Source organism: Desulfomicrobium aestuarii, assembly GCF_055385525.1.
The window spans coordinates 914,548-937,713 of the sequence record NZ_AP042427.1; the positions used below are offsets into that span (position 1 = coordinate 914,548).

19 protein-coding genes and 1 riboswitch are annotated in these 23,166 nt (G+C 65.0%); of the genes, 14 read left to right on the plus strand and 5 right to left on the minus strand.

Features of this window, described 5'->3' with window-relative positions:
- The 4 genes from ACZ5AC_RS04215 to ACZ5AC_RS04230 are packed head-to-tail and all read left to right on the plus strand — an operon-like array spanning window position 1 to window position 3,297.
- The gene (locus ACZ5AC_RS04215; RefSeq protein WP_464249705.1) at window positions 1–957 is read left to right on the plus strand and encodes a 4Fe-4S dicluster domain-containing protein; all 957 of its coding nucleotides are present in this window, start codon (window positions 1–3) and stop codon (window positions 955–957) included.
- Window positions 957–1,985 (plus strand): 4Fe-4S dicluster domain-containing protein, encoded by a 1,029-nt coding sequence (locus tag ACZ5AC_RS04220; protein WP_464249706.1) that lies wholly within the window; start codon window positions 957–959, stop codon window positions 1,983–1,985. Before ACZ5AC_RS04215 ends, ACZ5AC_RS04220 begins: the two co-directional genes overlap by 1 nt.
- The gene (locus tag ACZ5AC_RS04225) at window positions 1,982–2,812 is read left to right on the plus strand and encodes an FAD/NAD(P)-binding protein (RefSeq protein ID WP_464249707.1); all 831 of its coding nucleotides are present in this window, start codon (window positions 1,982–1,984) and stop codon (window positions 2,810–2,812) included. Before ACZ5AC_RS04220 ends, ACZ5AC_RS04225 begins: the two co-directional genes overlap by 4 nt.
- 8 nt (window positions 2,813–2,820) lie before the next feature.
- Window positions 2,821–3,297 (plus strand): ferritin-like domain-containing protein, encoded by a 477-nt coding sequence (locus tag ACZ5AC_RS04230; protein ID WP_464249708.1) that lies wholly within the window; start codon window positions 2,821–2,823, stop codon window positions 3,295–3,297.
- A 47-nt stretch (window positions 3,298–3,344) separates the two neighbouring features.
- Here the strand turns inward: ACZ5AC_RS04230 and ACZ5AC_RS04235 are convergent, their stop codons facing one another.
- The 5 genes from ACZ5AC_RS04235 to ribB form a co-directional block, all read right to left on the minus strand.
- A complete protein-coding gene (locus tag ACZ5AC_RS04235; protein ID WP_464249709.1) occupies window positions 3,345–3,701 on the minus strand; it encodes a type II toxin-antitoxin system PemK/MazF family toxin in 357 nt (118 codons plus the stop codon).
- Complete coding sequence (locus ACZ5AC_RS04240) at window positions 3,691–3,921, minus strand: AbrB/MazE/SpoVT family DNA-binding domain-containing protein (RefSeq protein ID WP_464249710.1); 231 nt, start codon at window positions 3,919–3,921, stop codon at window positions 3,691–3,693. Before ACZ5AC_RS04240 ends, ACZ5AC_RS04235 begins: the two co-directional genes overlap by 11 nt.
- Window positions 3,922–4,209: 288 nt before the next feature.
- Complete coding sequence (locus tag ACZ5AC_RS04245; protein ID WP_464249711.1) at window positions 4,210–5,808, minus strand: NERD domain-containing protein; 1,599 nt, start codon at window positions 5,806–5,808, stop codon at window positions 4,210–4,212.
- A gap of 304 nt (window positions 5,809–6,112) precedes the next feature.
- On the minus strand, window positions 6,113–6,577 hold the full coding sequence (gene ybaK, locus ACZ5AC_RS04250) for a Cys-tRNA(Pro) deacylase (protein WP_464249712.1): 465 nt from the start codon (window positions 6,575–6,577) through the stop codon (window positions 6,113–6,115).
- An 87-nt stretch (window positions 6,578–6,664) separates the two neighbouring features.
- Window positions 6,665–7,321: a 3,4-dihydroxy-2-butanone-4-phosphate synthase gene (gene ribB, locus ACZ5AC_RS04255; protein ID WP_464249713.1), complete on the minus strand. Its 657-nt coding sequence runs from the start codon at window positions 7,319–7,321 to the stop codon at window positions 6,665–6,667.
- 73 nt (window positions 7,322–7,394) lie between these two features.
- A riboswitch (FMN riboswitch) is annotated at window positions 7,395–7,543 on the minus strand.
- Window positions 7,544–7,713: 170 nt separating this feature from the next.
- On the opposite strand from ribB, the gene ACZ5AC_RS04260 reads away from it, so the two are divergent.
- The 10 genes from ACZ5AC_RS04260 to ACZ5AC_RS04305 all read left to right on the plus strand — a co-directional run bounded on the left by ACZ5AC_RS04260 (window position 7,714) and on the right by ACZ5AC_RS04305 (window position 23,081).
- Window positions 7,714–8,211 carry a hypothetical protein gene (locus ACZ5AC_RS04260; RefSeq protein WP_464249714.1) on the plus strand — a complete coding sequence of 166 codons (498 nt, stop codon included), beginning with the start codon at window positions 7,714–7,716 and terminating at the stop codon, window positions 8,209–8,211.
- A gap of 194 nt (window positions 8,212–8,405) precedes the next feature.
- Window positions 8,406–10,247, plus strand: a complete 1,842-nt coding sequence (gene typA / locus ACZ5AC_RS04265) for a translational GTPase TypA (RefSeq protein WP_464249715.1) — start codon at window positions 8,406–8,408, stop codon at window positions 10,245–10,247.
- 2 nt (window positions 10,248–10,249) lie between these two features.
- Complete coding sequence (locus tag ACZ5AC_RS04270) at window positions 10,250–11,632, plus strand: NAD(P)/FAD-dependent oxidoreductase (RefSeq protein WP_464249716.1); 1,383 nt, start codon at window positions 10,250–10,252, stop codon at window positions 11,630–11,632.
- 333 nt (window positions 11,633–11,965) lie between these two features.
- A complete protein-coding gene (locus ACZ5AC_RS04275; RefSeq protein ID WP_464249717.1) occupies window positions 11,966–12,268 on the plus strand; it encodes an STAS domain-containing protein in 303 nt (100 codons plus the stop codon).
- A gap of 192 nt (window positions 12,269–12,460) precedes the next feature.
- Window positions 12,461–15,613, plus strand: coding sequence for a hybrid sensor histidine kinase/response regulator (locus tag ACZ5AC_RS04280; protein ID WP_464249718.1), 3,153 nt, complete (start codon window positions 12,461–12,463; stop codon window positions 15,611–15,613).
- Window positions 15,614–15,691: 78 nt separating this feature from the next.
- The gene (locus tag ACZ5AC_RS04285) at window positions 15,692–16,144 is read left to right on the plus strand and encodes a chemotaxis protein CheW (protein ID WP_464249719.1); all 453 of its coding nucleotides are present in this window, start codon (window positions 15,692–15,694) and stop codon (window positions 16,142–16,144) included.
- A 19-nt stretch (window positions 16,145–16,163) separates the two neighbouring features.
- Window positions 16,164–17,243: a protein-glutamate methylesterase/protein-glutamine glutaminase gene (locus ACZ5AC_RS04290; protein WP_464249720.1), complete on the plus strand. Its 1,080-nt coding sequence runs from the start codon at window positions 16,164–16,166 to the stop codon at window positions 17,241–17,243.
- A 28-nt stretch (window positions 17,244–17,271) separates the two neighbouring features.
- On the plus strand, window positions 17,272–18,510 hold the full coding sequence (locus ACZ5AC_RS04295) for a CheR family methyltransferase (protein WP_464249721.1): 1,239 nt from the start codon (window positions 17,272–17,274) through the stop codon (window positions 18,508–18,510).
- Window positions 18,511–18,525: 15 nt separating this feature from the next.
- A complete protein-coding gene (locus ACZ5AC_RS04300; protein ID WP_464249722.1) occupies window positions 18,526–19,356 on the plus strand; it encodes a biotin--[acetyl-CoA-carboxylase] ligase in 831 nt (276 codons plus the stop codon).
- A 35-nt stretch (window positions 19,357–19,391) separates the two neighbouring features.
- A complete protein-coding gene (locus ACZ5AC_RS04305; RefSeq protein ID WP_464249723.1) occupies window positions 19,392–23,081 on the plus strand; it encodes a pyruvate carboxylase in 3,690 nt (1,229 codons plus the stop codon).
- The last annotated feature ends 85 nt before the right edge of the window (window positions 23,082–23,166 follow it).

Here is a 23,166-nt window from a genome sequence, read left to right on the forward strand (position 1 = left end):
ATGTCCCAATTGGATGATCTCAAGACAGCCATCAAGAGCCGGCTCGGCGATCTCGAGTGCGTCATCGGCTGGGAGCAGGGCTACGACCCGCTCCACGCCACGCCGCTCTTCATCCGCTCCGAGGCCGATCTGGACAGGCTCATCATAGGCCCCCTGGCCGTGCACAATCTGGCCACCTACCTGACGGGCTGGAAGGGCAAGAAGGTCGGCGTCGTCGTCAAGGGATGCGACAGCAAGAGCGTGATCGAGCTCCTGAACGAAAAGCTCGTGAGCCGCGACGACGTCGTCATCTTCGGCCTGTGCTGCGACGGCGTGGTCAGCCAGCGCAAGATCCGCAAGGCCCTGCCCGCCGATCCGGGCTTCGTCGAGTCCGTGGAGATCGGCGCCGACTCCCTCAAGGTCACCGTGGCCGGCCAGGCCGCGACCCTCAGGCTTGCAGACGTGCAGGCCGACAAATGTCTCGTCTGCGACACTCCCGACGCCATTGTCTCGGACTTCCTCATCGGCAAGGCGCACACCCCGGCCCCGGCCCCGAGCCTGAAGTGCCAGGACGAGTTCGAGGCCAAGTCCGACGCCGAGAAGTTCGCCTTCTGGCAGGAGACCATGGGCCGCTGCATCCGCTGCTACGCCTGCCGCAACGCCTGCCCCATGTGCGTCTGCCGCGACTACTGCATCGCGACCAGCCGCGAACCCCTGTGGGTCAGCCAGGAGAACCTGCCGTCCGAGAACATGATGTTCCAGATGATCCACGTGTCCCATCTGGCCGGGCGCTGCACCGAGTGCGGCGAGTGCGAGCGGGCCTGTCCCGTGGACATCCCGCTCATGCTCCTGCGGCGCTACATGAACAAGCAGGTCAAGGACGTGTTCCAGCACGAGGCCGGCAAGGCCCTTGATCAGACACCGCCGCTCCTGACCTTCAAGGTCGAGGAAGAGCGCATCAACGAGCGAGGCTGGTAATGGAAAAATTCATCACCAAGGAAAACCTGAACCGCCTGGCCGCGGAACTGGCCGCCACCTGCCGCGTGCTGGCGCCCGTGGCGGACTGCGGCACCGTGACCTTCCGCCGCTTCCAGCCGGGCATGGTCATGGACCTGCACTCCCGCATGGCCGCCGTGTCCCCCAAGGCCGCGACGTTCCCGCAGACCGAGACCCTGCTGGTGGTCAAGCGCGAAATCCCCGAGAAAAAGCCGGAGATCATCGAGACCCTGCCCGAGGGCAAGAACGTCGTCATCGGCTGCCGGCCCTGCGGGGCGCGCGGCAAGCTGATCTTCGACCCGGTCTACGAGACCGACAAGATCAAGGACCCGTACTACCTGCAGCGCCGCCGCAACACGGTCTTCATCTCCCTGGCCTGCGACCGCCCCGAGACGACCTGCTTCTGCCACAGCGTGGGCAGCGGCCCGGCCGACCCGAGCGGCTCCGACGTGCTCCTGACCCTGGTGGGCGAGGGCTACGTGGCCCGCTCCGTCACGCCGGAGGGCGAGGAGATCATGAAGATGGCCCTGTTCGTCGACGCCGGCGACAAGGGCAAGGAGGCCGACGCCAAGAACGCCAAGGCGCGCGAGCTGATGGGCGAGGCCCACGACTACGCGTCGGCCCCGGCCAAGCTCCTGGCGCGCTTCGACGACATGGACTTCTGGCTGGCCCAGTCGGCCAAGTGCATCTCCTGCGGGGCCTGCACCTACATGTGCCCGACCTGCTACTGCTTCAACATCACGGACGACGACCTGGGCCTCTCCAGCCAGCGCATCCGCACCTGGGACAACTGCATGTCCCACACCTTCACCCTGGAAGGCAGCGGCCACAACCCGCGCTCGACCAAGGCCCATCGTCTGAAGAACCGCGTCGGGCACAAGTTCAGCTACTACCCGGACCTGCACAAGGGCGTCATCGCCTGCTGCGGGTGCGGCCGATGCATCAAGCAGTGCCCCGCCGGAGTCGATATCCGGCAGATCGTCAACGCCGCACAGGAGTACGCCGAATGAACGCCAATCCCTATCTCCCGGACATGGCCACCATCGTCGAGGTGATCCAGGAGACGCACAACATCAAGACCTTCCGCATCGTGCTCAACAACGAGCAGCGCATGAAGGACTTCACATTCCGGCCCGGCCAGGTGGGGCAGCTCTCGGTCTTCGGCGTGGGCGAGTCGACCTTCGTCATCAACTCCTCCCCGACCCGCAAGGACTACCTGCAGTTCAGCGTCATGCGCGTCGGCGAGGTGACCACCCGCCTGCACCAATTGCAGCCCGGCGACCAGATCGGCGTGCGCGCCCCCCTGGGCAACTCCTTCCCCGTAGAGGACCTCAAGGGCAAGAACATCGTCTTCGTCGGCGGCGGCATCGGCATGGCGCCCCTGCGGACCCTGTTCACCTACATGCTAGACAACCGCAAGGATTACAAAGAGATAACGCTTCTCTACGGCGCGCGCAGCCCGGCCGACCTGACCTACAAGGCCGAACTGCCCGAGTGGACGAGCCGCAAGGACGTCAACACCGTCCTGACCATCGACAACCCGTCCGAAGGCTGGGAGCACAAGGTGGGGCTCATTCCCAACGTGCTGCTGGAGATAAACCCCAAGCCCAAGAACACCGTGGCCATCACCTGCGGACCGCCCATCATGATCAAGTTCACCCTGCAGGCCCTCAAGAAACTGGGCTTCGAGGACCAGAACATCATCACCACGCTGGAAAAGCGCATGAAGTGCGGCGTGGGCATCTGCGGCCGCTGCAACATCGGCACGAAGTACGTCTGCATCGACGGCCCCGTCTTCACCTACGCCCAGCTCAAAGAGCTGCCTTCGGAACTCTAGGAGGTTTTATGGCTGGAATATTCAAGGCGACGGACATCCTCCTGGCCGCCCAGGAAGTCGAGACCAGGGGCGAGGTCTTCTACAATCGCCTGGTCGAGACCACGACGGAACCCAAGCTCAAGGAACTGTTCAGCTTCCTGGCTGGGGAAGAGACCAAGCACCGCGAGATCTTCGCCAAGCTCTACGAGCGCGTGGGCGAGGTGGAACTCCCGGCCTGGGCCGAGGAGGACGAGTATGTGGACTACCTGAAGTTTCTCCTCGACTCCCACACGCTCTTCCGCCTGGGCGACGTGGAACACCTGAAGCAGTTCATGGGCACGGCGGTGGAGGCCATCGAAACGGCCATGGGCTTCGAGAAGGACACGATCCTCTTCTTCGTGGAGATGCAGGAGTTCGTGCCCGAAGGGGAAAAGAAATACATCAAGGCCTGCATCGACGAGGAGCGCTCTCACCTGCGCCTCCTGGCGAGCATGCTGCGCAAGTAAACGGCTTTCTCCTCCTTGCGGGGCTCCCGGGCGAAAGTCCGGGGGCCCTATTTTTTTGGCGGGTCAGGGCACGTCAAGGCGGCCGAGAGCATGGCCCGCACCGCGGATTCATCCCGGCCCGACAACCGGCCCAGGGTCCCGCGCACGAGCCGAAGATCCAGAGTAAAGAGCTTGAGGCGCACTTTTGACGGGGCGGGCAGGCCGGCGGATTCGAGGTCCAGGATGGGGCAGTCGCATGCCCATGGGGCATTGGCCAGCGAGGTGATCATGGCCATGACGGCGTGTCCGCTTGGCGCGTTGAAGATGTCTGAATCCGAAAGCACCAGGGCGGGTCTGTTCTTGACGGCCATCCGGTCCGTGAAGGGGAAAGGGACGCGAACCACGTCGAATCGCTCACAGATCACGGTACGCCTCCTCGTCTTCGGCGCAGTTCCATTCGGAAAGCCCGGCCTCCACAGCGCTCAGGTACTCCACGTCAAGGGGCGCGACCTTGCGGACTCTGGCCACACCGTCACGGTTCACCTCCCACACGATGGCGTCTCCCGGGTGGACGCCGAGAGCGTCTCGAACAGCCTGGGGAATCGTGGTTTGCCCCTTGGACGTTATTTTTGCGATGGCGAGCATTAGGCCTCCCTGGCTAAATCAATGCTGTCCTTTAAGGTTGTAAAGTAAGGATGGCCTTTCTTTCTGTCAATGGAACGGGGTACGCGGTCGCCTTATCGGGCGGGAATGCGGAGCCGAGAGTGCTCACGAACAGGAAATCGTGTTGCCATGCGGCTACGCATAAACTTCGACGTGGAGCATGAACCGCCGCACACGGAATCGTGAGCACGGGGAGGACCGGGCGCCTCTGGGTCCGGCGGCCTTTATGGTCGGATGGCGTTCCGCAAGTCCGCAGCGATGCGGCCCCCTCTAGAATTCGAGCCGGCCCGTGTCGCCGAGAAAGCTGACCGTGGTCTGCCGGCGTCTGCCGTTGTCAACGAGGACCACGGAGTAGCAGCCCTTGGGCAGGACGATGTCGAGGGCCTTGCGGGGTTTGGTTTCGTAAGGGCCGAAACGCTTCGACGTCTGGTCGTTGGTCAGCACCAGGGTCGTGGTCCTGGCGGTGACGATGGTCAGGATTCCTTCGGCGGGATTGAGCCTTTTTGGTTCTGCGGGCGCGGCCTGGGTTTGCGTCCCGGCCGTGGCGTTCGCGTCGCCGATCGGGTCGTTGGCGGCAGGTTCGCGGTCGGGTTCGGATGGCGATGGAGATGCGTGGGATTCCTGGGCATCGGTGTCGACGCCCTGGACAGGGTCGGATGCTTGCGGGAGCTGGCTTCCCGGTTCCAGGACTTGAGCTTCGGCGGGGCCGGGGGCTTTATCTGCGACCTGCGTCGCTGACGATGACCGTGTCGTCAGGGGAGGAGTCGCGGTCGGTGCGGCAGGGGCCAGGGCGACCTCCGCGGTCTCCAGCGTGGCGTTGTCAGCGACCGCCGCGGCCTGGTTGGGAGCCGGCCTGTCCTGGTCGAACAGTCCGGCCTGATAGGCCAGCAGGGAGGAGCCGGCGGCGACGATCACGCAGACCGTGGCAACGGCCGTGGTCGACGTCCGGGGCAGAGCGGGGAGGGACGGTTCCGCCGTGTTGCCCGGTGCGTACAGGCGGCCGCATCGCGGGCACTCGTCGGGGAACAGTGCTGCTTCCAGGTCGCTCGGCGTATGCCGGCATTTGCTGCAGGCCGGGCGCGGCGTCGTGGCGTCGGAAAGGTCGTCGTCCATGCCGTCGCGCGCGTCGAGATGCGTGGCCTCGACGTCCGCCGTCCTGAAGCGCACCAGGGGCGCGAGCTTGTCGGTCAGCTGCATGACCTTTTCGCTCGACAGCGGGCTCTCGTGTTCGAGGATCATGCGCACGAGGGCCGAGGCCTGGGCGATCATCACGCCGCGCACGAGGCGCCCGGTCTCGACGCTTCCTCGGCTGAAGCACAGCACGGGGCAGACCTGGACGGAACCGGAATTTTCAAGGTCCAGGCGGCGCAGCAGTGCGCGGGACTGACGCCAGCTCCTGCCGATGAGGTCCCCCAGGAACGGCCATCCGTTCAGCCTCAGCGATTCGCGGACCTCCGTGATTCTGCCGATGTTCGCCCTGTCCGTGATGAGGAAGAAACCGCCCGGGCCGACAACGGCGTGGTCGATGCGCACGCCGTCGAACTCCAGGCCGTGGAAGACATGGTACCCTTCGGGCAGGAGACGCAGCGTTCTGGCCGCGATGCGGTTGGCGCGGGCCGCAGCTTCGGCTCCGGAGAGACGCAGGGCCAGGGTCAGGCCGAGCTCTTCGAAGCGAAGCAGCAGGAAAACGAAGAAAACGGCGAAGAACGCCGTGATGATGTAGCTGCCATGCAGGAATGCATGCAAACCCGCAGATGCGAGGGCGAAGAGGAAGAGCAGGGGCAGGGCGATGCGCAGAAGAATATCCTTGCGCCCTGTACAGGTTGCGGCGATGTCGTCTCGTCCCTGGCTACCGTAGATGTATGCCATTGCGTCCCGGGATGTCGTCCGTATTTTCGACTTTGAACCTTGGTTGCTTAAGCATTGATGGCGGGAAAAAGTCAAGGGAAATGCTTGTCAGACAATTCGCGCAGTTTTTCATGCAGTGTCCCGCATGGTATGGGCATGTCGGACATGAGGAAGGTGAAGGTCTTTCGGACGGCGCGGGCCTGCGGATCAGACAGGGCCGACGGAATGCGGTCGGCAATCCATTCATGCCGGTGTCGGGACAGAGCGGTTTAGCGCAAGCGCTTGCGGACAGCGGCGCTGCAGGCTGAACTTTGTGGATGGGGGGTTATTGCCGCAGTTCGGCGAAGATCCCGCCGGTCAGCCGCGCCAGGTCGGCCGGGGCGAGTTCGATCTCCAGTCCGCGGCGACCGGCGCTGACGTGCATGGTCGGGAGGGGCTGCGCCGATGTGTCGATGAAGGTGCGCAGGCGCTTCCTCTGCCCCAGGGGGCTGACGCCGCCCAGGACGTAGCCCGTGGTCCGCTCGACCAGGGCCTTGTCGGCCATGGCCGCCTTCTTGGACCCGGCGGCCTTGGCCAGATGCTTGAGGCCGAGCATGGCTTCCACGGGGATGACGGCCACGACGAGCTCGCCGCCGAGGTCCGCGACCAGGGTCTTGAAGACCCGCTCGGGATCGACGTTCAGCTTTTCCGCGGCTTCCAGGCCGTAGGAGGCGCAGGACGGGTCGTGTTCGTACTCGTGGACGGTGAAGGCGATTTTCGCTTTTTTGGCGGCGTTGATGGCGGGAGTCATGGCTGTTCGCGTACAGAGCGGCCGCTCAAAAGTCCAGGCCGGCCATGAGCGCCGCGGAGCGCCGGCAAGGGCTCCGCGGCGGTTGGGTCAGACGGCGGCCCGGGCCGCGTCCTGGATGTACTCCTTGAGATCGTCGATGGTCACCACCGGCAGGTCGTGCCGACGCCCGAACTCCCGGATCTGGGGCATGCGGGCCATGGTTCCGTCCTCGTTGGTCAGCTCGCAGAGCACGCCGTAGGGCTTCAGGCCCGCCAGGCGCATGAGGTCCACCGTGGCTTCGGTGTGCCCTTCGCGTTCCAGCACCCCGCCCGGTCTGGCCCGCAGCGGAAAGATGTGGCCGGGGCGGTTCAGGTCGCCGGGCCGGGCGTCGTCGGCGATGGCTGCCTGGACCGTGCGTACGCGGTCGGCGGCGGACACGCCCGTGGTCACGCCTTCGGCGGCCTCGATGGAGACGGTGAAGGCCGTCTGGTAGCGGCTGGAGTTGGTGCCGACCATGGGGGGCAGATCCAGGGCCCGGACCTTTTCGTCGGGCAGGCAGAGGCAGACGATGCCGCTGCACTCGCGGATGAGCATGGCCATCTGGGAAGTGGTCAGGGACTCGGCCGCGAAGATGAGGTCGCCCTCGTTCTCGCGGTTCTCGTTGTCCGTGACCAGCACCCCCCGGCCTGCGCGCAGGGCCTGGAGGGCGCGCTCCACGCGGTCGCGGGAGGGGGTGCCGTCGAAAGTGGGGGAGGTCTGATTCACGTTGCTCTCCTTGGAAATTGGGCGTGAACCAGGGCGCGGCCGGAAAGAACCGCCCGCGCACGCGGACGGCGGCCGTCTTTCTCTTCCATCCGGACTGTGACCGTCGGCTCCGGCTTCTCACCGGATCTGCTGACCTCCCGGACCTCCGGGAGCGCTCGCGGGCTCCCCGCGCACGCGCGGGACACCGCCGGTGGGGACTTCCACCCCGCCCTGAGAAGCGCGCATCATGCGTGCGGACGCCGCCGCTGTCAACGACGCCGTCGGTCCGGGCGGTACCTCAAACTCCGGCGTTGCCTACCGGAAGGGAAGGGGTTAGGGTCGTCAGACATGCTTTCGCCACAAGGTCATGCCTTGTGGCTTTTTTTTCCACACCGCATCTTAAAGGATATGTCATGAGCGAGAATCAGATACAGGCCGGCAGTTCCGTCGAATCACTCTGCAAGAAATGCAAGACCGTCACGGACCACCATGTGGTGGCCATGCTGGGCGACAAGATCGCCAAGGTCGAGTGCAAGGTCTGCCGCGCCCGCCACTCCTACGCGTCCCCCAAGGCCGAGGCCAAGGCCCAGGCCGCGCCCCGGGTGAGAAGCGGCGCGACCGGGACCGTCAAGGACGCCCCCCAGGCCGCCGCGCCCAAGGCCGCAAGCCCCCGCAAATCGACCGCGGCCGCAAGCAGGCAGGCCCAGGCCCAGGCAGAGCAGTGGGAGAAACTGGTGGGGTCGTGTCCCTCGCCCCTGAGCTACGGCATGGACCGCACCTTCCGGTCCGGCGACGTCATCGACCACCCCGTCTTCGGGGCAGGCTACGTGCAGAAGCTGATGAAGCCCAACACCATCGAGGTCATGTTCAAGGATGCCGTGCGCAACCTGCGCTGCGGCAAGCTTTCCTAGCTCTTCGCGGAGTTTCCGCAGCCCGGCTCCCCCGGCCGCACGTCGGTCCGGCCGAACCCGCTTTGCCCGATTTTCCCATCTTGACGGCGCACGAAAACTGCGCGTAGTGGAAAAATAGTGTCGTGCGTCGTGCGCACGGCACGGCACCGGCTTCGTTCAGGGAGCCGTTTTTTATGTCCACCAGAGGAAAAACAATGCCCAATATGCAGAATAACGACCGCATCAGAAACATCGCCATCATCGCCCACGTCGACCACGGCAAGACCACCCTGGTCGACGCCATGTTCCGCCAGTCCGGAGTGTTCCGGGACAACCAGTCCATGGACGAGCGCGTCATGGATTCCATGGACCTGGAGCGCGAGCGCGGCATCACCATCGCCGCCAAGAACTGCTCCGTGCGCTGGAAGGACGTGAAGATCAACATCGTCGACACCCCCGGCCACGCCGATTTCGGCGGCGAGGTGGAGCGGGCCCTGTCCATGGTCGACGGCGCGGTGCTGCTGGTGGACTCCTCCGAAGGCCCGCTGCCCCAGACCCGCTTCGTGCTGAAGAAGGCCCTGGACGCGAGCCTGCCCATCCTCGTGGTCGTCAACAAGATCGACCGCGCCGACGCGCGCCCTCAGGAGGTCCTGGACGAGGTCTACGACCTGTTCATCGATCTCGGCGCCGACGAGGACCAGCTCGAATTTCCGGTTCTCTACGCCGTCGGCCGCGACGGCGTGGCCTCCCCGGTCCTGGAGGAGCGCGGCGAGAACCTGCAGTGCCTCTTCGACCTGATACTTGATCGCATCCCCGGGCCCCGCTTCGACCCGGCCGCGCCCTTCCAGATGCTCGTCTCGGATCTGGGCTACTCGGACTACCTGGGCCGCCTGGTCATAGGCAAGATCAAGGCCGGCACCCTGGAGGACAAGACGGACCTCCTGTGCATGACCGAGGCGGGCCAGACCGCCTTCCGGCCGTCCAAGATCCAGGCCTACGAGGGCCTGCAGCTGGCCGAGCAGAAATCCGTGGAGATGGGCGACATCGTGGTCCTGGCGGGCCTGGACAAGGTCTCCATCGGCGACACCATCTGCCTCAAGGAGTCCCCGGTGCGCCTGAAGCGCATCGACGTGGACGAACCGACCGTGTCCATGCGCTTTACCATCAACACTTCCCCTTTCGCCGGCCGCGAGGGCAAGATCGTGCAGTCCCGCAAGATCAAGGACCGCCTGGAGAAGGAGGCCCTGACCAACGTGGCCATCCAGGTCGAGGAGAGCGAGGACAAGGACTCCATGATCGTCAAGGGCCGCGGCGAGTTCCAGCTGGCCATCATCATCGAGACCATGCGCCGCGAGGGCTTCGAGCTGGGCGTGGGCCGTCCCGAGGTCATCTACAAGAAGGACGGCGGCAAGCTCCTTGAACCCCTGGAGCACGTCTACGTGGACTGCGACGAGGCCTTCATGGGCGTGGTCACGGAGAAGCTGTCCATCCGCCGCGGCAAGCTCCTGAACCTCGTCAACAACGGCAGCGGCCGCGTGCGCATGGAGTTCTCGGTGCCGTCGCGCGCGCTCATCGGCTACCGCGACGAGTTCCTGACCGACACCAAGGGCACGGGCATCATGAACTCCCTGTTCGACGGCTACGGCGAGTACCGCGGGGACTTCCCGACCCGCTTCTCGGGTTCCATCGTCTCGGACCGCCAGGGCCAGGCCGTGCCCTACGCCATCTTCAACCTCGAGCCGCGCGGCCGCATGTTCGTCCAGCCTAACGATGCGGTCTACGAGGGCATGATCGTCGGCGAGCACAACAGGGACAACGACATCGACGTCAACCCCTGCAAGGAGAAGAAGCTGACAAACCTCCGCGCGTCGGGCAAGGACGAGGCCATCATCCTCACGCCGGTGCTGCCCATGACCCTGGAGAAGGCTCTCAATTTCATCCGCGACGACGAGATGGTCGAGGTCACCCCCCAGAACATCCGCCTGCGCAAGGTCGAGCTCTCGGCCCAGAAGCGCCACACCATGTCCGTGAAAAAGAAGAAGGTCGACGGGAAATAGCCATGAACAAAGTCCATGACGTCATCATCGTCGGCGGCGGCCCCGCCGGCCTGTTCGCCGCCTATCACCTGGCCGAGCATTCCGGCCTGGACGTGCTCCTCATCGAGAAGGGCAAGGCGTCCCTGAAGCGCAACTGCCCCCTGGTGGGCGAGCAGGACTGCATCCATTGCAAGCCCTGCAACATCCTGTCCGGAATGGGCGGCGCCGGCCTTTTCTCCGACGGCAAGCTCAACTTCATCCACAAGCTGGGCAAGACCGACCTGACCCAGTTCATGAGCGTGGGCAAGGCCACGGCGCTCATCGAGGAGACCGAAGCCATCTTCAACCGCTTCGGCATGGACGGCAAGGTCTACCCGACCAACATCGAGGAGGCCAAGTCCATCCGCAAGGAGGCCCGCAAGTTCGGCATCGACCTGCTGGTCATCAAGCAGAAGCACCTCGGCAGCGACAACCTGCCCGGCCACATCACGGGCATGGTCGAGTACATCCAGTCCAAGGGAGTGACCGTGCGCACCAAGGAGGATGTCCGCGACATCCTCGTCGAGGACGGCCGCGTGCGCGGGGTGGTCACGGACAAGGGAGAGCACTTCGCCGAGAACGTCATCCTGGCCCCGGGCCGGGTGGGCGCCGAGTGGGTCGGGCAGCTCGTGCAGCGCCACGGCCTGGCCGTGACCCAGCGCGGCATCGAGGTCGGCGTGCGCGTGGAGGTCCACAACGAGATCATGCAGGACCTCTGCTCCATCATCTACGACCCGACCTTCTTCATCCGCACCTCCAAGTACGACGACCTGACCCGCACCTTCTGCACCAACTACGGCGGGTTCATCGCCCAAGAGAACTACCAGGACTTCGTGTGCGTCAACGGCCACGCCTACATGGACAAGAAGAGCGAGAACACCAACTTCGCCTTCCTGTCCAAGGTGGTCCTGAACGAGCCGGTCACGGACAACCAGGCCTACGGCGAGTCCATCGGCCGCCTGGCGACCCTCATCGGCGGCGGCAAGCCCATCCTGCAGCGTTTCGGCGACCTGAAGCGCGGCCGGCGGTCCACCTGGAACCGCATCCGCAACAGCTACATCGAGCCGACGCTCAAAAAGGTGGTCTGCGGCGACATCGCCATGGCCCTGCCCGAGCGCATCCTGACCAACCTGGTGGAGGGCCTGGAGAAGCTCAACCTCGTGGTGCCCGGCGTGGCCAACGACGAGACGCTGCTCTACGCGCCGGAGATCAAGTTCTTCGCCACCCAGGTGGACTGCGGCGAGAACCTGGAGACGGCCATTCCCGGGCTCTACGTTGCGGGCGACGGACCCGGCGTGGCCGGAAACATCGTTTCGGCGGCGGCCACGGGGCTCATCCCGGCCAAGAGCATCCTGGCCGGAAAATAGCGCACCGGGAATGCGGCGCGCATGGGACTGCGACGGGCGTTTCCGACGGCATGGCGGAACCGCCCGTTTTTTCTTGGCGGGGCAGGGCGCCTGCATCGGCTTCCGTGGAGGCGACAAGCAAAGTTTTGCTTTATTTCCGGGCAATAAAGAGTGTACGGTAATATTGTCTGACAGCCCCGTACGGATTTTGCGTCGCCGCGGTGCCCGCCGTGTGCGGCAATTTTGGCGCAACACGCGCATTTTGTTGCAAAAATTTGCCGCTCGTGTAAATTGATATCCTCGGCGGCAGCGTGTAGGACACAGAAAACCCGGATTTTTTCATCAGGAGAGATCATGTCCGCAATTACCCGTGAAGGAAGCACCGTGACAATCATCCCGGACCGGGACCTCGTGTCCACGATGGTGCCGGATTTCAAGCACGAACTGAGCACCGTGCTCGACGAGTCCCCCCAGGTTCTGCGCCTGGACCTGTCCGGGACGGCCATGATGGACTCCATCGGCATCGGCGTGGTCATCGCCACCCACAATTCCATGAAGAAGAAGGGCGGCCGGCTCGTCATATGCGGGGCCTCGGAAAACATCGTGAAGCTGTTCAAGTCCATGCGCCTCGACCAGCATCTCAATCTCGGCTCGTAGCCGTGATCCGGGCATCCTCCCCAGGCTTCCACGCCGGGGACGGGGGCGGATCTGCGGTTTTTTTCGGATGGGTTCCCCGGGAGGACGGCGCCCGGGGCGTCTGCATGGGTACTGAAGGTTGCCGCGGCGGAAGCCCCAACATGAAATCTACACGGAGTTCGCACGATGATGATGGATGACGAAACTCTACAAATGTACGTGGAAGAAGCCACCGAACATCTCGGGGACATCGAGAACGATCTCCTGGCCATCGAGCAGTCCGGGGCGGACATCGATGTCGAGCTGGTCAACAAGGTCTTTCGCGCGGCGCATTCCATCAAGGGTGGGGCCGGATTTCTGGGGCTGATCAAGATCAAGGACCTGGGTCACAAGATCGAGAACGTGCTGGACATGGTGCGCAACCGCGAGCTCGTGCCCGACCCGGAAGTGGTCAACATCGTCCTGCTGGCCTTCGACAAGCTCCGGGACATGATCGTCAACGTGGCCGAGAGCGAGGACGCATACATCGACGACCACATCGCGGCCCTCACGGCGGCCACCTCGGCCAACCTCAAGGGCGAGGAGAAGGCCTCCGTCGACCGCCGGGTGGAGATCAAGGACGGCCGCGGCAGGGTCGTCTTCGAGGTTCCGGAGTTCGACCTGCTGCAGAACCGCAAGGGCGGGAAGAATCTCTACCTGCTGGAGTTCGACCTCATCCATGACGTGCAGCGCAAGGAAAAGACCATTTTCGACATCCTCAAATGCATGGACTCCACCGGCGTCGTGCTGGACCTGAAGGTCGACTTCGAGGCCGTCGGGACCCTTGAGGACGACGGCTTCTCCAACCGCATCCCGCTTTTCGTCCTCTTCGGCTCCATCATCGAGGACGACATCATGCCGGCCCTGCTGGACCTGGCAAGCGAGTTCATCCTGCCCCTGAAGTTCGAGCCGGCCACTGCCCCGGCGCCCGAGGCCGATTTTGCCCGGGAACTGCTGGAGTCGACCCCGGCGGCGCCTGAAGAGGACAGGACCGACTCCCTGGTTTCGGAAATCTTCAACGGTGCGAACCTGGCCGAAGCCCTGGGCGGAACCGAGGTCGCCGCAGCGCCGCCGGCCCCGAAGGCCGCCCCGGCGCCGCAGCCCGAGCCCAAGCCGGAGCCGCGTCCCGTTTCCGAGGAAGACCGCAGGAACGACGCAAAGGCGCCCAAGTCCGCCATCACCCAGCCCGACACCCTGCGCGTGCACGTGAGCCTCCTGGAGGACCTCATGAACCTGGCCGGCGAGCTGGTCCTGAGCCGCAACCAGCTCATGCAGGCCATCTCCTCGGCCGCCCTGCACCAGATCGAGGTGGCCGGGCAGCGCATAGACCTGGTCACGTCCGAGCTGCAGGAAACCATCATGCTGACCCGCATGCAGACCGTGGGCAACATCTTCAACAAGTTCCCGCGCGTGGTCCGCGACCTGGCCCGCAACCTGGGCAAGGAGATCGACCTGCAGCTCGAAGGCAACGACGTCGAGCTGGACAAGACCATCATCGAGGGCCTGGGCGACCCCCTGACCCATCTGGTGCGCAACTCCGCGGACCACGGCATCGAGCCGCCTGACGAGCGCGTCCTGGCCGGCAAGCCGGCCATGGGCACCATCGTCCTCAAGGCCTACCACGAGGCGGGCCAGGTCATCATCGAGATCGTCGACGACGGCCGGGGCCTGAACACCGACAAGATCGTGGAAAAGGCCCTCTCGCGCGGGCTCATCTCGCCCGACCAGGCCAAGTCCATGTCCGACAAGGAGAAGGCCAACCTCATCTTCCTGCCGGGCCTGTCCACGGCCGAGCAGGTCACCGACGTGTCGGGCCGCGGCGTGGGCATGGACGTGGTCAAGTCCAACCTCGACCAGCTCGGCGGCCAGGTGGACATCGAGACCGCCCGCGGCAAGGGCACGACCATCCGCATCAAGCTGCCCCTGACCCTGGCCATCATCCCGAGCCTGCTGGTCTCGGTCGGCCAGGAACGCTACGCCATCCCGCAGGTCAACGTGGACGAGCTGCTGCGCATCCCCGTGGACCAGATCACGGAGCGGATCGAGATGGTCGGCGACGCCGAGGTCCTGCTCCTGCGCGGCGAACTCATCCCGATGCTGTATCTTTCCAATGTGCTCGGGCTCGACGGTTCGGCCTGCACCACCTCGTCCATGGTCGGCGAACTCCTGCGCGGCGGGAAGAGCGCCGGTCAGATGCAGGAGGCGGGCTGCACCATGGCCGACGTGAACCTGGTCGTGGTCTCGGCCGGGCAGTTCCGCTACGGCCTGGTGGTGGACCAGCTCCACGACTCCGTCGAGATCGTGGTCAAGCCCCTGGGACGGCACTTCAAGGAATGTCAGGGCTACGCCGGCGCGACCATCATGGGCGACGGCCATGTGGCCCTCATCCTCGACGTGGCGGGCCTCGGCCGCCTGGGCGACCTGAGCCTGACGGGCGTGCGCGAACGCGGCGCCCTGGCCGCCAAGGAAGCCGAGACGGTCAAGACCCAGGACAAGCTGTCCCTCTTCGTCTTCCGCAACACGCCCGAGGAATACTGCGCCGTGCCGCTGGACCTCGTGGCCCGCGTGGAGCTCATAGACGCCCGCGAGATCGAGGAGGTCGGCGGCCGCAGGGTCATCAAGTACCGCGGCGGCACGCTGCCCGTCTTCTCCCTGGATCAGGCCACGACGGTCCATCACCTCGACCTGACGGGCGAACTCATCGTCATCGTCTTCCTCATGGCCGGCCACGAGATCGGCCTTCTGGCCAAGCCGCCGGTGGACGCCATCGAGACCGAGGTGACCGTCGACACGTTCACCCTGAAGCAGCCGGGCATCAGCGGTTCCGCCGTCATCGGCGAGAACACGACCCTCATCGTCGACATCTACGAGCTGATCCAGGCGGTCCAGCCCGAATGGTTCGCCGTGCGCGGCAGCATCGAGGTGGCCGACGACGCAGGGGAAGTGGGCGTGCCGCATCTGCTCCTGGTCGAGGACTCTGACTTCTTCCGCAACCAGGTCCGCAAGTTCATCGAGGACGACGGGTACACCGTTGACACGGCCGAGGACGGCCTGGTGGCCTGGGGCATGCTCGACGCCGAGCCGCAGAAGTACGACCTGGTCGTGACGGACATCGAGATGCCCAACATGGACGGCTTCACCCTGGCCCAGACCATCCGCCAGGACAAGCGCTTCTCGCTCACGCCCATCATCGCCCTGACCTCCCTGGCCGGCGACGAGGACGTGGCCCGGGGCAAGGCCGTGGGCATCGACGACTACCAGGTCAAGCTCGACAAGGAGCGCCTGCTGCAGACCATCTACGAATGGCTGAAGCGGTACGCCTCCTGATCTGACGGCGTTCCGGAGTACGGACAACTTTACCCAAGGTGCATGTTCGATGCCCGATGTTCTGACAAGGAGACTAGCATGAAACAGCAGGCCGAAAAGACGGGTCCCCTGCAGCTGTCCTGCTTCTACGTGGGCTCGGCCCTGTGCGGGATCGACATCAATCTCATCCAGGAAATGAACCGGCAGATGGAGATGACCAAGGTGCCCCAGGCGCCGTCCTATGTGCTGGGCATCATGAACCTGCGCGGCCGCATCGTGACCATCATCGACCTGGGCCGCAAGCTGGGCCTGGCGCCGTCGAAGATGACCGAAACCAGCCGCATCATCATCGTCAATTCACGCGACGAGAACATCGGCCTGCTGGTGGACCGCATCACCGACGTGGTCACCGACAAGTGGGAGCATGTGGAGCCGACCCCTTCGAACATCAAGGGGCTCAAGGGCCGCTACTTCCAGGGCGTGCTCAAGACGGCCCGGGACCTCGTGGCCGTCCTCGACGTCGAGGAAGTGCTGGCCGACGATCAGGGCTGACATCTTTTAAGGAGAATGGATGAATCTTCGTGTTCTGGTCGTCGATGACACGATCATGTACCGCAAGGTGGTGGGGGACATCCTGGCCGAGATGCCGGGGGTCGAGGTCGTGGGCACGGCCAACAACGGACGGATCGCGCTGACCCGCATCGCCTCCCTCAAACCCGACCTCATCACCCTCGACGTGGAGATGCCGGTCATGGACGGCCTGGAGACCCTGCAGGAGATCCAGAAAAACCACCCGGATGTGGGCGCGATCATGCTCTCCTCCTGGACCAAGCGCGGCAGCGACATCACCATGAAGGCACTTGAGCTGGGCGCCTTCGACTTCATCCCCAAGCCCGACGCCGACGCCATGCAGGCCAACGTGCAGTTGCTCAAAGGAGCGCTGCTGCCGCGCGTCAAGGCCTTCGCCAAACGCTTGGAACTGAAGCTCCTGCTCAAGCAGACGGTCCGGCCCTCGGGCGCCGCGTCGCCCGCGGCGCCGAAGCCCACCGTGACCACGGCCGCGCCGTCCAGGCGCACGGGCAAGTCCAAGGCCGTGGCCATCGGCATCTCCACCGGCGGTCCCAACGCCCTGACCAAGATGCTGCCGCAGCTGCCGAGGCTCGGCGTACCGATCTTCATCGTCCAGCACATGCCGCCGGTCTTCACCAAGTCCTTGGCCGAGAGCCTCGACGCCAAGTGCCAGTACGAGGTGCGGGAGGCCGAGCACAACGAGACCGTCCGCCCCGACGTGATCTACATCGCGCCCGGCGGGAAGCACATGCGCGTGGCGGCGGGGCAGGGCGGGACCAAGGTCATCCAGATCACCGACGACCCGCCCGAGAACAACTGCAAGCCGGCCGTGGACTACATGTTCCGCTCCGTGGCCCGTGAGTACGGCGCCCTGTCCACGGGCGTGATCATGACCGGCATGGGCGGCGACGGGACGCTGGGGCTTCGGGTGCTGAAGAGCTTCGGAGCCGTGACCATCGGCCAGGACGAGGAGTCCTGCGTGGTCTACGGCATGCCCAAGACGGCGGCGGACGCCGGGGTCGTGGACGTGGTCGCCCCCCTGCAGTCCATCGCCTCCGAGATCGTGCGCACCGTGCGCTAGAGGCGTGCATTTCAACAATGGCGGCAACATGAGTTCCATCACCGCAGAAGAATTCGGCCTGTTGGCCAAGTACATCCACTCCATCTGCGGCGTGGCCCTGGACTCGACCAAGACCTACCTGATCGAGACGCGGCTCAAGTCCATGATGCAGCAGTACGTCTGCGCCTCCTACATGGACCTCTACAACAAGGTGAAGGCCGACCGTAGCGGGAACATGGAGAAGGAGGTCGTCAATGCCATCACGACCAACGAGACCCTCTTCTTCCGCGACGCGTCGCCCTTCGAACTGTTCAAGCACAAGATTCTGCCCGACCTCATCGACGCCCGGTCCAAGGCCAACCCCGGACGGCCCGTGCCCATCCGCATCTGGAGCGCGGCCTGCTCCACCGGGCAGGAGGTCTACAGCATCGCCATCGCCCTGCGCGAGGCCCTGGGCAACCTGAACAACTTCCAGATCTCCATCCTCGGCACGGACATCTCCGACGAGGCCGTGACCCGCGCCAGCTACGGCAAATACAACAAGTTCGAGATCGAGCGCGGCCTCCCGGCCCAGACCCTGAACCGTTACTTCACCCTCATGGGCGACGGCTGGAAGATCAAGGACGAGATCCGGGCCATGGCCGTGTTCAAGAAGTTCAACCTGATGAAGCCCTTCACGGGCCTTGGCCGCTTCGACGTGGTCTTCTGCCGCAACGTGGCCATCTATTTCACGCCCATGGACAAGAAGCTGGTCTTCGAGAAGATCGCCGACGTGCTGGAGCCCGACGGCTCTCTCGTCATCGGCTCGACGGAGTCCCTGACGGGGGTGACCGAGGCCTTCGAACCGAGGCGCTACATGCGCGCCATCTTCTACCAGCCGGCCGGGGCGCCTGCGGGCAGATTCGTCGCGGGTGTCCAGCCGCCGTCACCGACCCTCGTTCCGCGTCCGGTTCCAGCGCCCCCCCCCGCGGCCCCCGCCGCCCCTGCCCGCCCCATGGGACCGCCCAGGGCCGCGGCCGTGGTGGCCCCTGCTGCCTCGCGGCCCGCGCCGCCGTCCGCGCCGCCGATTGTGCCCCCGCGCCCCGAACCGCCCCGTCCGGCTGCGCCCGCACCGACGGTCATGGCGGCGGCGCCGATGGAACCCGAACCCGAGGCGCCGGGGGAAGCCGCCCCGTCCACCCCGCGCCGCGCACCGGTCCGCAGCCAGCCCGCCCAGGTCTACAGGGCCGGGGACAAGTCGGACCTCAAACGTCTGCTCATGCAGAAAAAGCAGAAGGCCACGTCCTAGGACTCATCTCGATCCATGCCCATCCTCTGGTCCCCTGAGATTCCCGGCGTGACGGAAGCGTTTTCCGCACGTCACCCGGATGCGTCCCTGCTCGCCGGTGAGGGCGAACTGGCCTCGTCCCGGCCGTCCGAACGCTTCTGGCTCAGCGGTCCGTGCTCGTCCGTGCTCGACGTGGCCATGCACCTGGCCCGCCGCGGCGAGCTGGACGTCTGGGACTCGGTCCTGGCCACCCGCCAGTGGTCCGGGCGCGGACAGCTGCGCCGCAACTGGGTTTCGGAGCAGGGCAACCTCTTCGCCGCCTGGCGCCTTCCCGCCTCCCCGGACCCGTGGCAGAACATGGTTTCCATCCTCACGGGGTGGGTCCTGTGCCTGGGCCTGGCCGAGCTCGGGGCGCCCGTGCGCCTCAAATGGCCGAACGATATTCTGCTGCACGGCCGCAAGGTCGGCGGCATCCTCATCGAGGAGCGGGGTGACGTGCTGCTGGCCGGAATCGGGCTCAATCTCGCCACGTGTCCGGACGACGCGGCCATGCGGCGCGACCGGGCCTGCGAGGCAACCGTTCTGGGAGACCTGATGGCGGGGATGTCCATTTTTGGGCTCTGGTTACGGCTTGTGAATTCTGGACGGGTTCGGTACAGTCGTGAACTTTCTGATTCGACTCCTCTGGAGTTTTCCCAGTCAGTTGAGAGGGTTCTGGCCTATCTCGGGGCCGTGGTGCACGTGTCGGACAATCGATCATCGGTTTGCGGCGTGTTCACGGGAGTGAGCCCGGATGGGGGCATTGTCCTCGACGCGCAGGGCGGACGGCGGACGCTGCATTCGGGTTCGCTGCGACCGCAGGAGTGATCAAAAAAGCAAATTCCATGTGCACGGAGAGAGATATGTCTTTGCATCCCCGCAGTTTTGAAGCGATTGCCCGGGAGATCCGGGGCAAGAAGATCCTTGTGGCCAACCGCGGCATTCCGGCGCGGCGCATCGTCCGCTCCATCAAGGAAGTGTTCCAGGCCGTACCCATGATCACGGCCACGGACGTGGACAAGACCGCGCCCTTCACCTCCGGCGCCCAGGAGCTGCTGCATCTCGGGGAGAACCCGAGGGCCTATCTGGACATCGACAAGATCATCGCCATGGCCAAGGCCAGGGGCGTTGCGGCCATCCACCCCGGCTGGGGCTTCGCCTCCGAGGACGACTCCTTCCCGTCCAAGTGCGCCGAGGCGGGCATCCTCTTCATCGGGCCCACGTCCGAGGCCATGCGCCTGCTGGGCAACAAGGTGCAGGTCCGCACCCTGGCCCAGAAGCTGGGCATCCCGGTCGTGCCGGGCTCCGAAGGGGCCGTGTCCGTGGAAGAGGCCAAGAAGGTGGCGGGGGAGATCGGCCTGCCGGTCATGCTCAAGGCCGAGGGCGGCGGCGGAGGCCGCGGCATCTATGAAGTTTTCAGCCAGGACCAGCTGGCCGACGCCTTCGTCAAGGCCTCGACCCTGGCCCAGGCGTCCTTCGGCAACCCGCGCCTCTACGTCGAGCGGCTGCTGACCTCCGTGCGCCACATCGAGATTCAGGTCATCGCCGACAAGTACGGCAACGTCTTCGCCTTCGACGAGCGCGACTGCACCGTGCAGCGCAACCACCAGAAGCTCGTCGAGATCACGCCGTCGCCGTGGACGGGCATGACCCAGGAGCTGCGCGACCAGCTCAAGGCCTACTCGCGTCAGCTGGTGCAGGCCGTGGGCTACCACTCCCTGTGCACGGTGGAGTTCCTAGTGGACTCCAAGGGCGAGGCCTACCTCATCGAGGTCAACACCCGCCTGCAGGTCGAACACGGCATCACCGAGTGCCGCTACGGCATCGACCTCGTCGAGGAGCAGATCGCCGTGGCCTTCGGGGCCGAACTGCGCCTGAACGACGAGAACTGCACCCCGAAAAGCCACGCCATCCAGGTCCGCGTCAACTGCGAGGACCCGCAGCACAACTTCTCGCCCAACGCGGGGCGCATCACGCGCTACATGTCGCCGGGCGGACCCGGCGTGCGCGTGGACTCCTGCGTTTGCGGCGGCTACGAGTTCCCGGCCCAGTACGACTCGGCCGCGTCCCTGCTCATCGCCTACGGCCCGCAGTGGAACAAGGTCCTGGGCATCATGGAGCGGGCCCTGGGCGAATACATCATCGGCGGCATCAAGACGACCATCCCGTTCCACCGCCAGATCATCGCCCACCCGCGCTTCCGCAGCGGCGACTACGACACCAAGTTCGTGGCCAGCGCCCCTGAGCTCATGGTCTACTTGGACAAGGAGTCCGAGGCGGTTCGCCTGTCGCGCCTGGTGGCGGAGATTTCGGCCCACGGGTACAACCCGCACGTCAAGCTCGGCGAGTACCGCACGCGCGAAGGCAAGCGCATGGACCCCTTCAAGCCGTCCCTGCCGTCCATCGAGCCCGAATACTATGAGTACCCGTACCCGCGCGGCGACCGCGACGCCATCCTGAGCTACATCCGCGATTCGGGCCACGTCCATTTCTCGGACACGACGACGCGCGACATCACGCAGTCCAACTCCGGCAACCGCTTCCGCCTGGCCGAGGACCGCATCATCGGGCCCTACCTCGACAACTGCGGGTTCTTCTCCCTGGAGAACGGCGGCGGCGCGCACTTCCACGTGGCCATGCTCGCGAACATGACCTACCCCTTCTCCGAGGCGCGCGAGTGGAACGAGTTCGCGCCCAAGACCCTGAAGCAGCTGCTCATCCGCTCGACCAACGTGCTCGGCTACAAGCCGGTGCCGCGCAACATCATGCGCCGCACGGGCGAGATGATCTGCGAGCATTACGACGTGGTGCGCTGCTTCGACTTCCTGAACCACATCGAGAACATGCGGCCGTTCGCGGAAGTTGCGCTCAACGCAAAGGGCAACATCTGGGAACCGGCCATCTCCCTGTCCTTCGCCAAGGGCTTCGACGTGCCGCACTACCTGGGCGTGGTGCAGGAGATCATCGACATGAACGCCCAGGTCCTGGGCTGCTCCAAGAAGCAGGCCGAGAAGAAGTTCATCCTGGGCCTGAAGGACATGGCCGGCGTCTGCCCGCCGGTCTTCATGACCGAACTGGTCACGGCCATTCGCAAGGCCTACCCGGACCTGATCGTCCATTTCCACCGCCACTGCACCGACGGCCTGTTCGTGCCGTCCGTGGCCGCTGCGGCCAAGGCCGGGGCGCACATCGTGGACACGGGCATCGGCGCGGCCGTGCGCTGGTACGGCCAGGGCGAGGTCCTGTCCACGGCGGCCTACATCGAGGAACTGGGCCTCAAGACCAACCTGAACAAGGAGATGATCCGCACCACGGGCTTCGTGCTCAAGCAGATCATGCCCTATTACGACCGCTACACGGCCCCGTACTTCCAGGGCGTGGACTACGACGTCATCGAACACGGCATGCCGGGCGGGGCGACGTCGTCGTCGCAGGAAGGGGCCATGAAGCAGGGCTACATCCACCTGCTGCCCTTCATGCTCAAGTTCCTGGCCGGCATCCGCAAGATCGTACGCTACCACGACGTGACGCCGGGATCGCAGATCACCTGGAACACGGCCTTCCTGGCCGTGACCGGCGCCTACAAGCGCGGCGGACGCAGGGGGCTGCGCAAGCTTCTGTCCGTCCTGGACCAGGTCGTGACCATGCCCGAGGAGAGCCTGCCCGAGGAGATCCGGGCCGAGCGCCTGAAGATCTACCAGGATTCCAACGACGCCTTCCGCGACCTGCTCCTGGGAAAGTTCGGCCGTCTGCCCCTGGGCTTCCCGCCGGACTGGGTCTACGAGTCGGCCTTCGGGGCCGATTGGAAGGAGGCCATCGAACGGCGCACCGAATGCTCCCCGCTGTCCACTCTGCAGGATGTGGACATCGCCAAGGAGCAGCAGAGCCTGTCCGAGCACATCGGGCGCATGCCCACGGAAGAGGAGCTGCTCATGTACCTGAGCCAGCCCGGCGACGCTCTGAACACCATCAAGTTCGTGACCAGGTACGGGGACTGCAACCGCCTGCCCCTCAATGTCTGGTTCGAGGGCATCCGCGCCGGCGAGGAATTCATGTTCAAGGATTCCAGTGGCAAGCACCATGTCTTGGCCATGCAGCACGTCTCCAGGCCAGACGACCACGGCATGAGCCTGGTCTCCTACACCCTCGACTCCGAGTCCTTCAGCCAGCAGGTCAAGGTAGCCGAGGCCGTGGGCCAGGCCGAGACGGGGCTGGAGATGGCCGACCCGCGCGACCCGTACCAGGTGGGCTCGCCGTCCAGCGGCGACCTGTGGGTGGTGCACGTCAAGCCCGGCGACATGGTGAAAAAGGGCGAGGAGCTCTTCAACATCTCCATCATGAAGCAGGAGAAGTCCGTGCTCGCGCCGGTAGACGGCATGGTCGAGCGGGTGCTCAAGTTCGCCGACTACCAGGAAGACAAGAAGATGGTCCCGGTCAAGGAAGGGGAGCTGCTGGTCAAGCTCGTGCCCGCGCCCCGCAAATGCCCGACCTGCTCAGCGCCGGTCACCAGGGACGACTTCAAGTTCTGTCCGGGGTGTGGACAAAAGGTGTAAGACAGGCCTTCGGGCCTGTCCTTTTGCTGTCAAGAACTTTTGTATATCATTTTTTCGTGTCATGAGGGGTCGACGTTGTTGACGA

What these genes read in the sequence shown, in the direction of transcription:
- ACZ5AC_RS04215 (WP_464249705.1), top strand. Translation starts at nt 1, where the DNA reads ATGTCCCAATTGGATGATCTCAAGACAGCCATCAAGAGCCGGCTCGGC.
- ACZ5AC_RS04220 (WP_464249706.1), top strand. Translation starts at nt 957, where the DNA reads ATGGAAAAATTCATCACCAAGGAAAACCTGAACCGCCTGGCCGCGGAA.
- ACZ5AC_RS04225 (WP_464249707.1), top strand. Translation starts at nt 1,982, where the DNA reads ATGAACGCCAATCCCTATCTCCCGGACATGGCCACCATCGTCGAGGTG.
- ACZ5AC_RS04230 (WP_464249708.1), top strand. Translation starts at nt 2,821, where the DNA reads ATGGCTGGAATATTCAAGGCGACGGACATCCTCCTGGCCGCCCAGGAA.
- ACZ5AC_RS04240 (WP_464249710.1), bottom strand. Translation starts at nt 3,921, where the DNA reads ATGCTCGCCATCGCAAAAATAACGTCCAAGGGGCAAACCACGATTCCC.
- ACZ5AC_RS04245 (WP_464249711.1), bottom strand. Translation starts at nt 5,808, where the DNA reads ATGGCATACATCTACGGTAGCCAGGGACGAGACGACATCGCCGCAACC.
- ybaK (WP_464249712.1), bottom strand. Translation starts at nt 6,577, where the DNA reads ATGACTCCCGCCATCAACGCCGCCAAAAAAGCGAAAATCGCCTTCACC.
- ACZ5AC_RS04260 (WP_464249714.1), top strand. Translation starts at nt 7,714, where the DNA reads ATGAGCGAGAATCAGATACAGGCCGGCAGTTCCGTCGAATCACTCTGC.
- typA (WP_464249715.1), top strand. Translation starts at nt 8,406, where the DNA reads ATGCCCAATATGCAGAATAACGACCGCATCAGAAACATCGCCATCATC.
- ACZ5AC_RS04270 (WP_464249716.1), top strand. Translation starts at nt 10,250, where the DNA reads ATGAACAAAGTCCATGACGTCATCATCGTCGGCGGCGGCCCCGCCGGC.
- ACZ5AC_RS04275 (WP_464249717.1), top strand. Translation starts at nt 11,966, where the DNA reads ATGTCCGCAATTACCCGTGAAGGAAGCACCGTGACAATCATCCCGGAC.
- ACZ5AC_RS04280 (WP_464249718.1), top strand. Translation starts at nt 12,461, where the DNA reads ATGTACGTGGAAGAAGCCACCGAACATCTCGGGGACATCGAGAACGAT.
- ACZ5AC_RS04285 (WP_464249719.1), top strand. Translation starts at nt 15,692, where the DNA reads ATGAAACAGCAGGCCGAAAAGACGGGTCCCCTGCAGCTGTCCTGCTTC.
- ACZ5AC_RS04290 (WP_464249720.1), top strand. Translation starts at nt 16,164, where the DNA reads ATGAATCTTCGTGTTCTGGTCGTCGATGACACGATCATGTACCGCAAG.
- ACZ5AC_RS04295 (WP_464249721.1), top strand. Translation starts at nt 17,272, where the DNA reads ATGAGTTCCATCACCGCAGAAGAATTCGGCCTGTTGGCCAAGTACATC.
- ACZ5AC_RS04300 (WP_464249722.1), top strand. Translation starts at nt 18,526, where the DNA reads ATGCCCATCCTCTGGTCCCCTGAGATTCCCGGCGTGACGGAAGCGTTT.
- ACZ5AC_RS04305 (WP_464249723.1), top strand. Translation starts at nt 19,392, where the DNA reads ATGTCTTTGCATCCCCGCAGTTTTGAAGCGATTGCCCGGGAGATCCGG.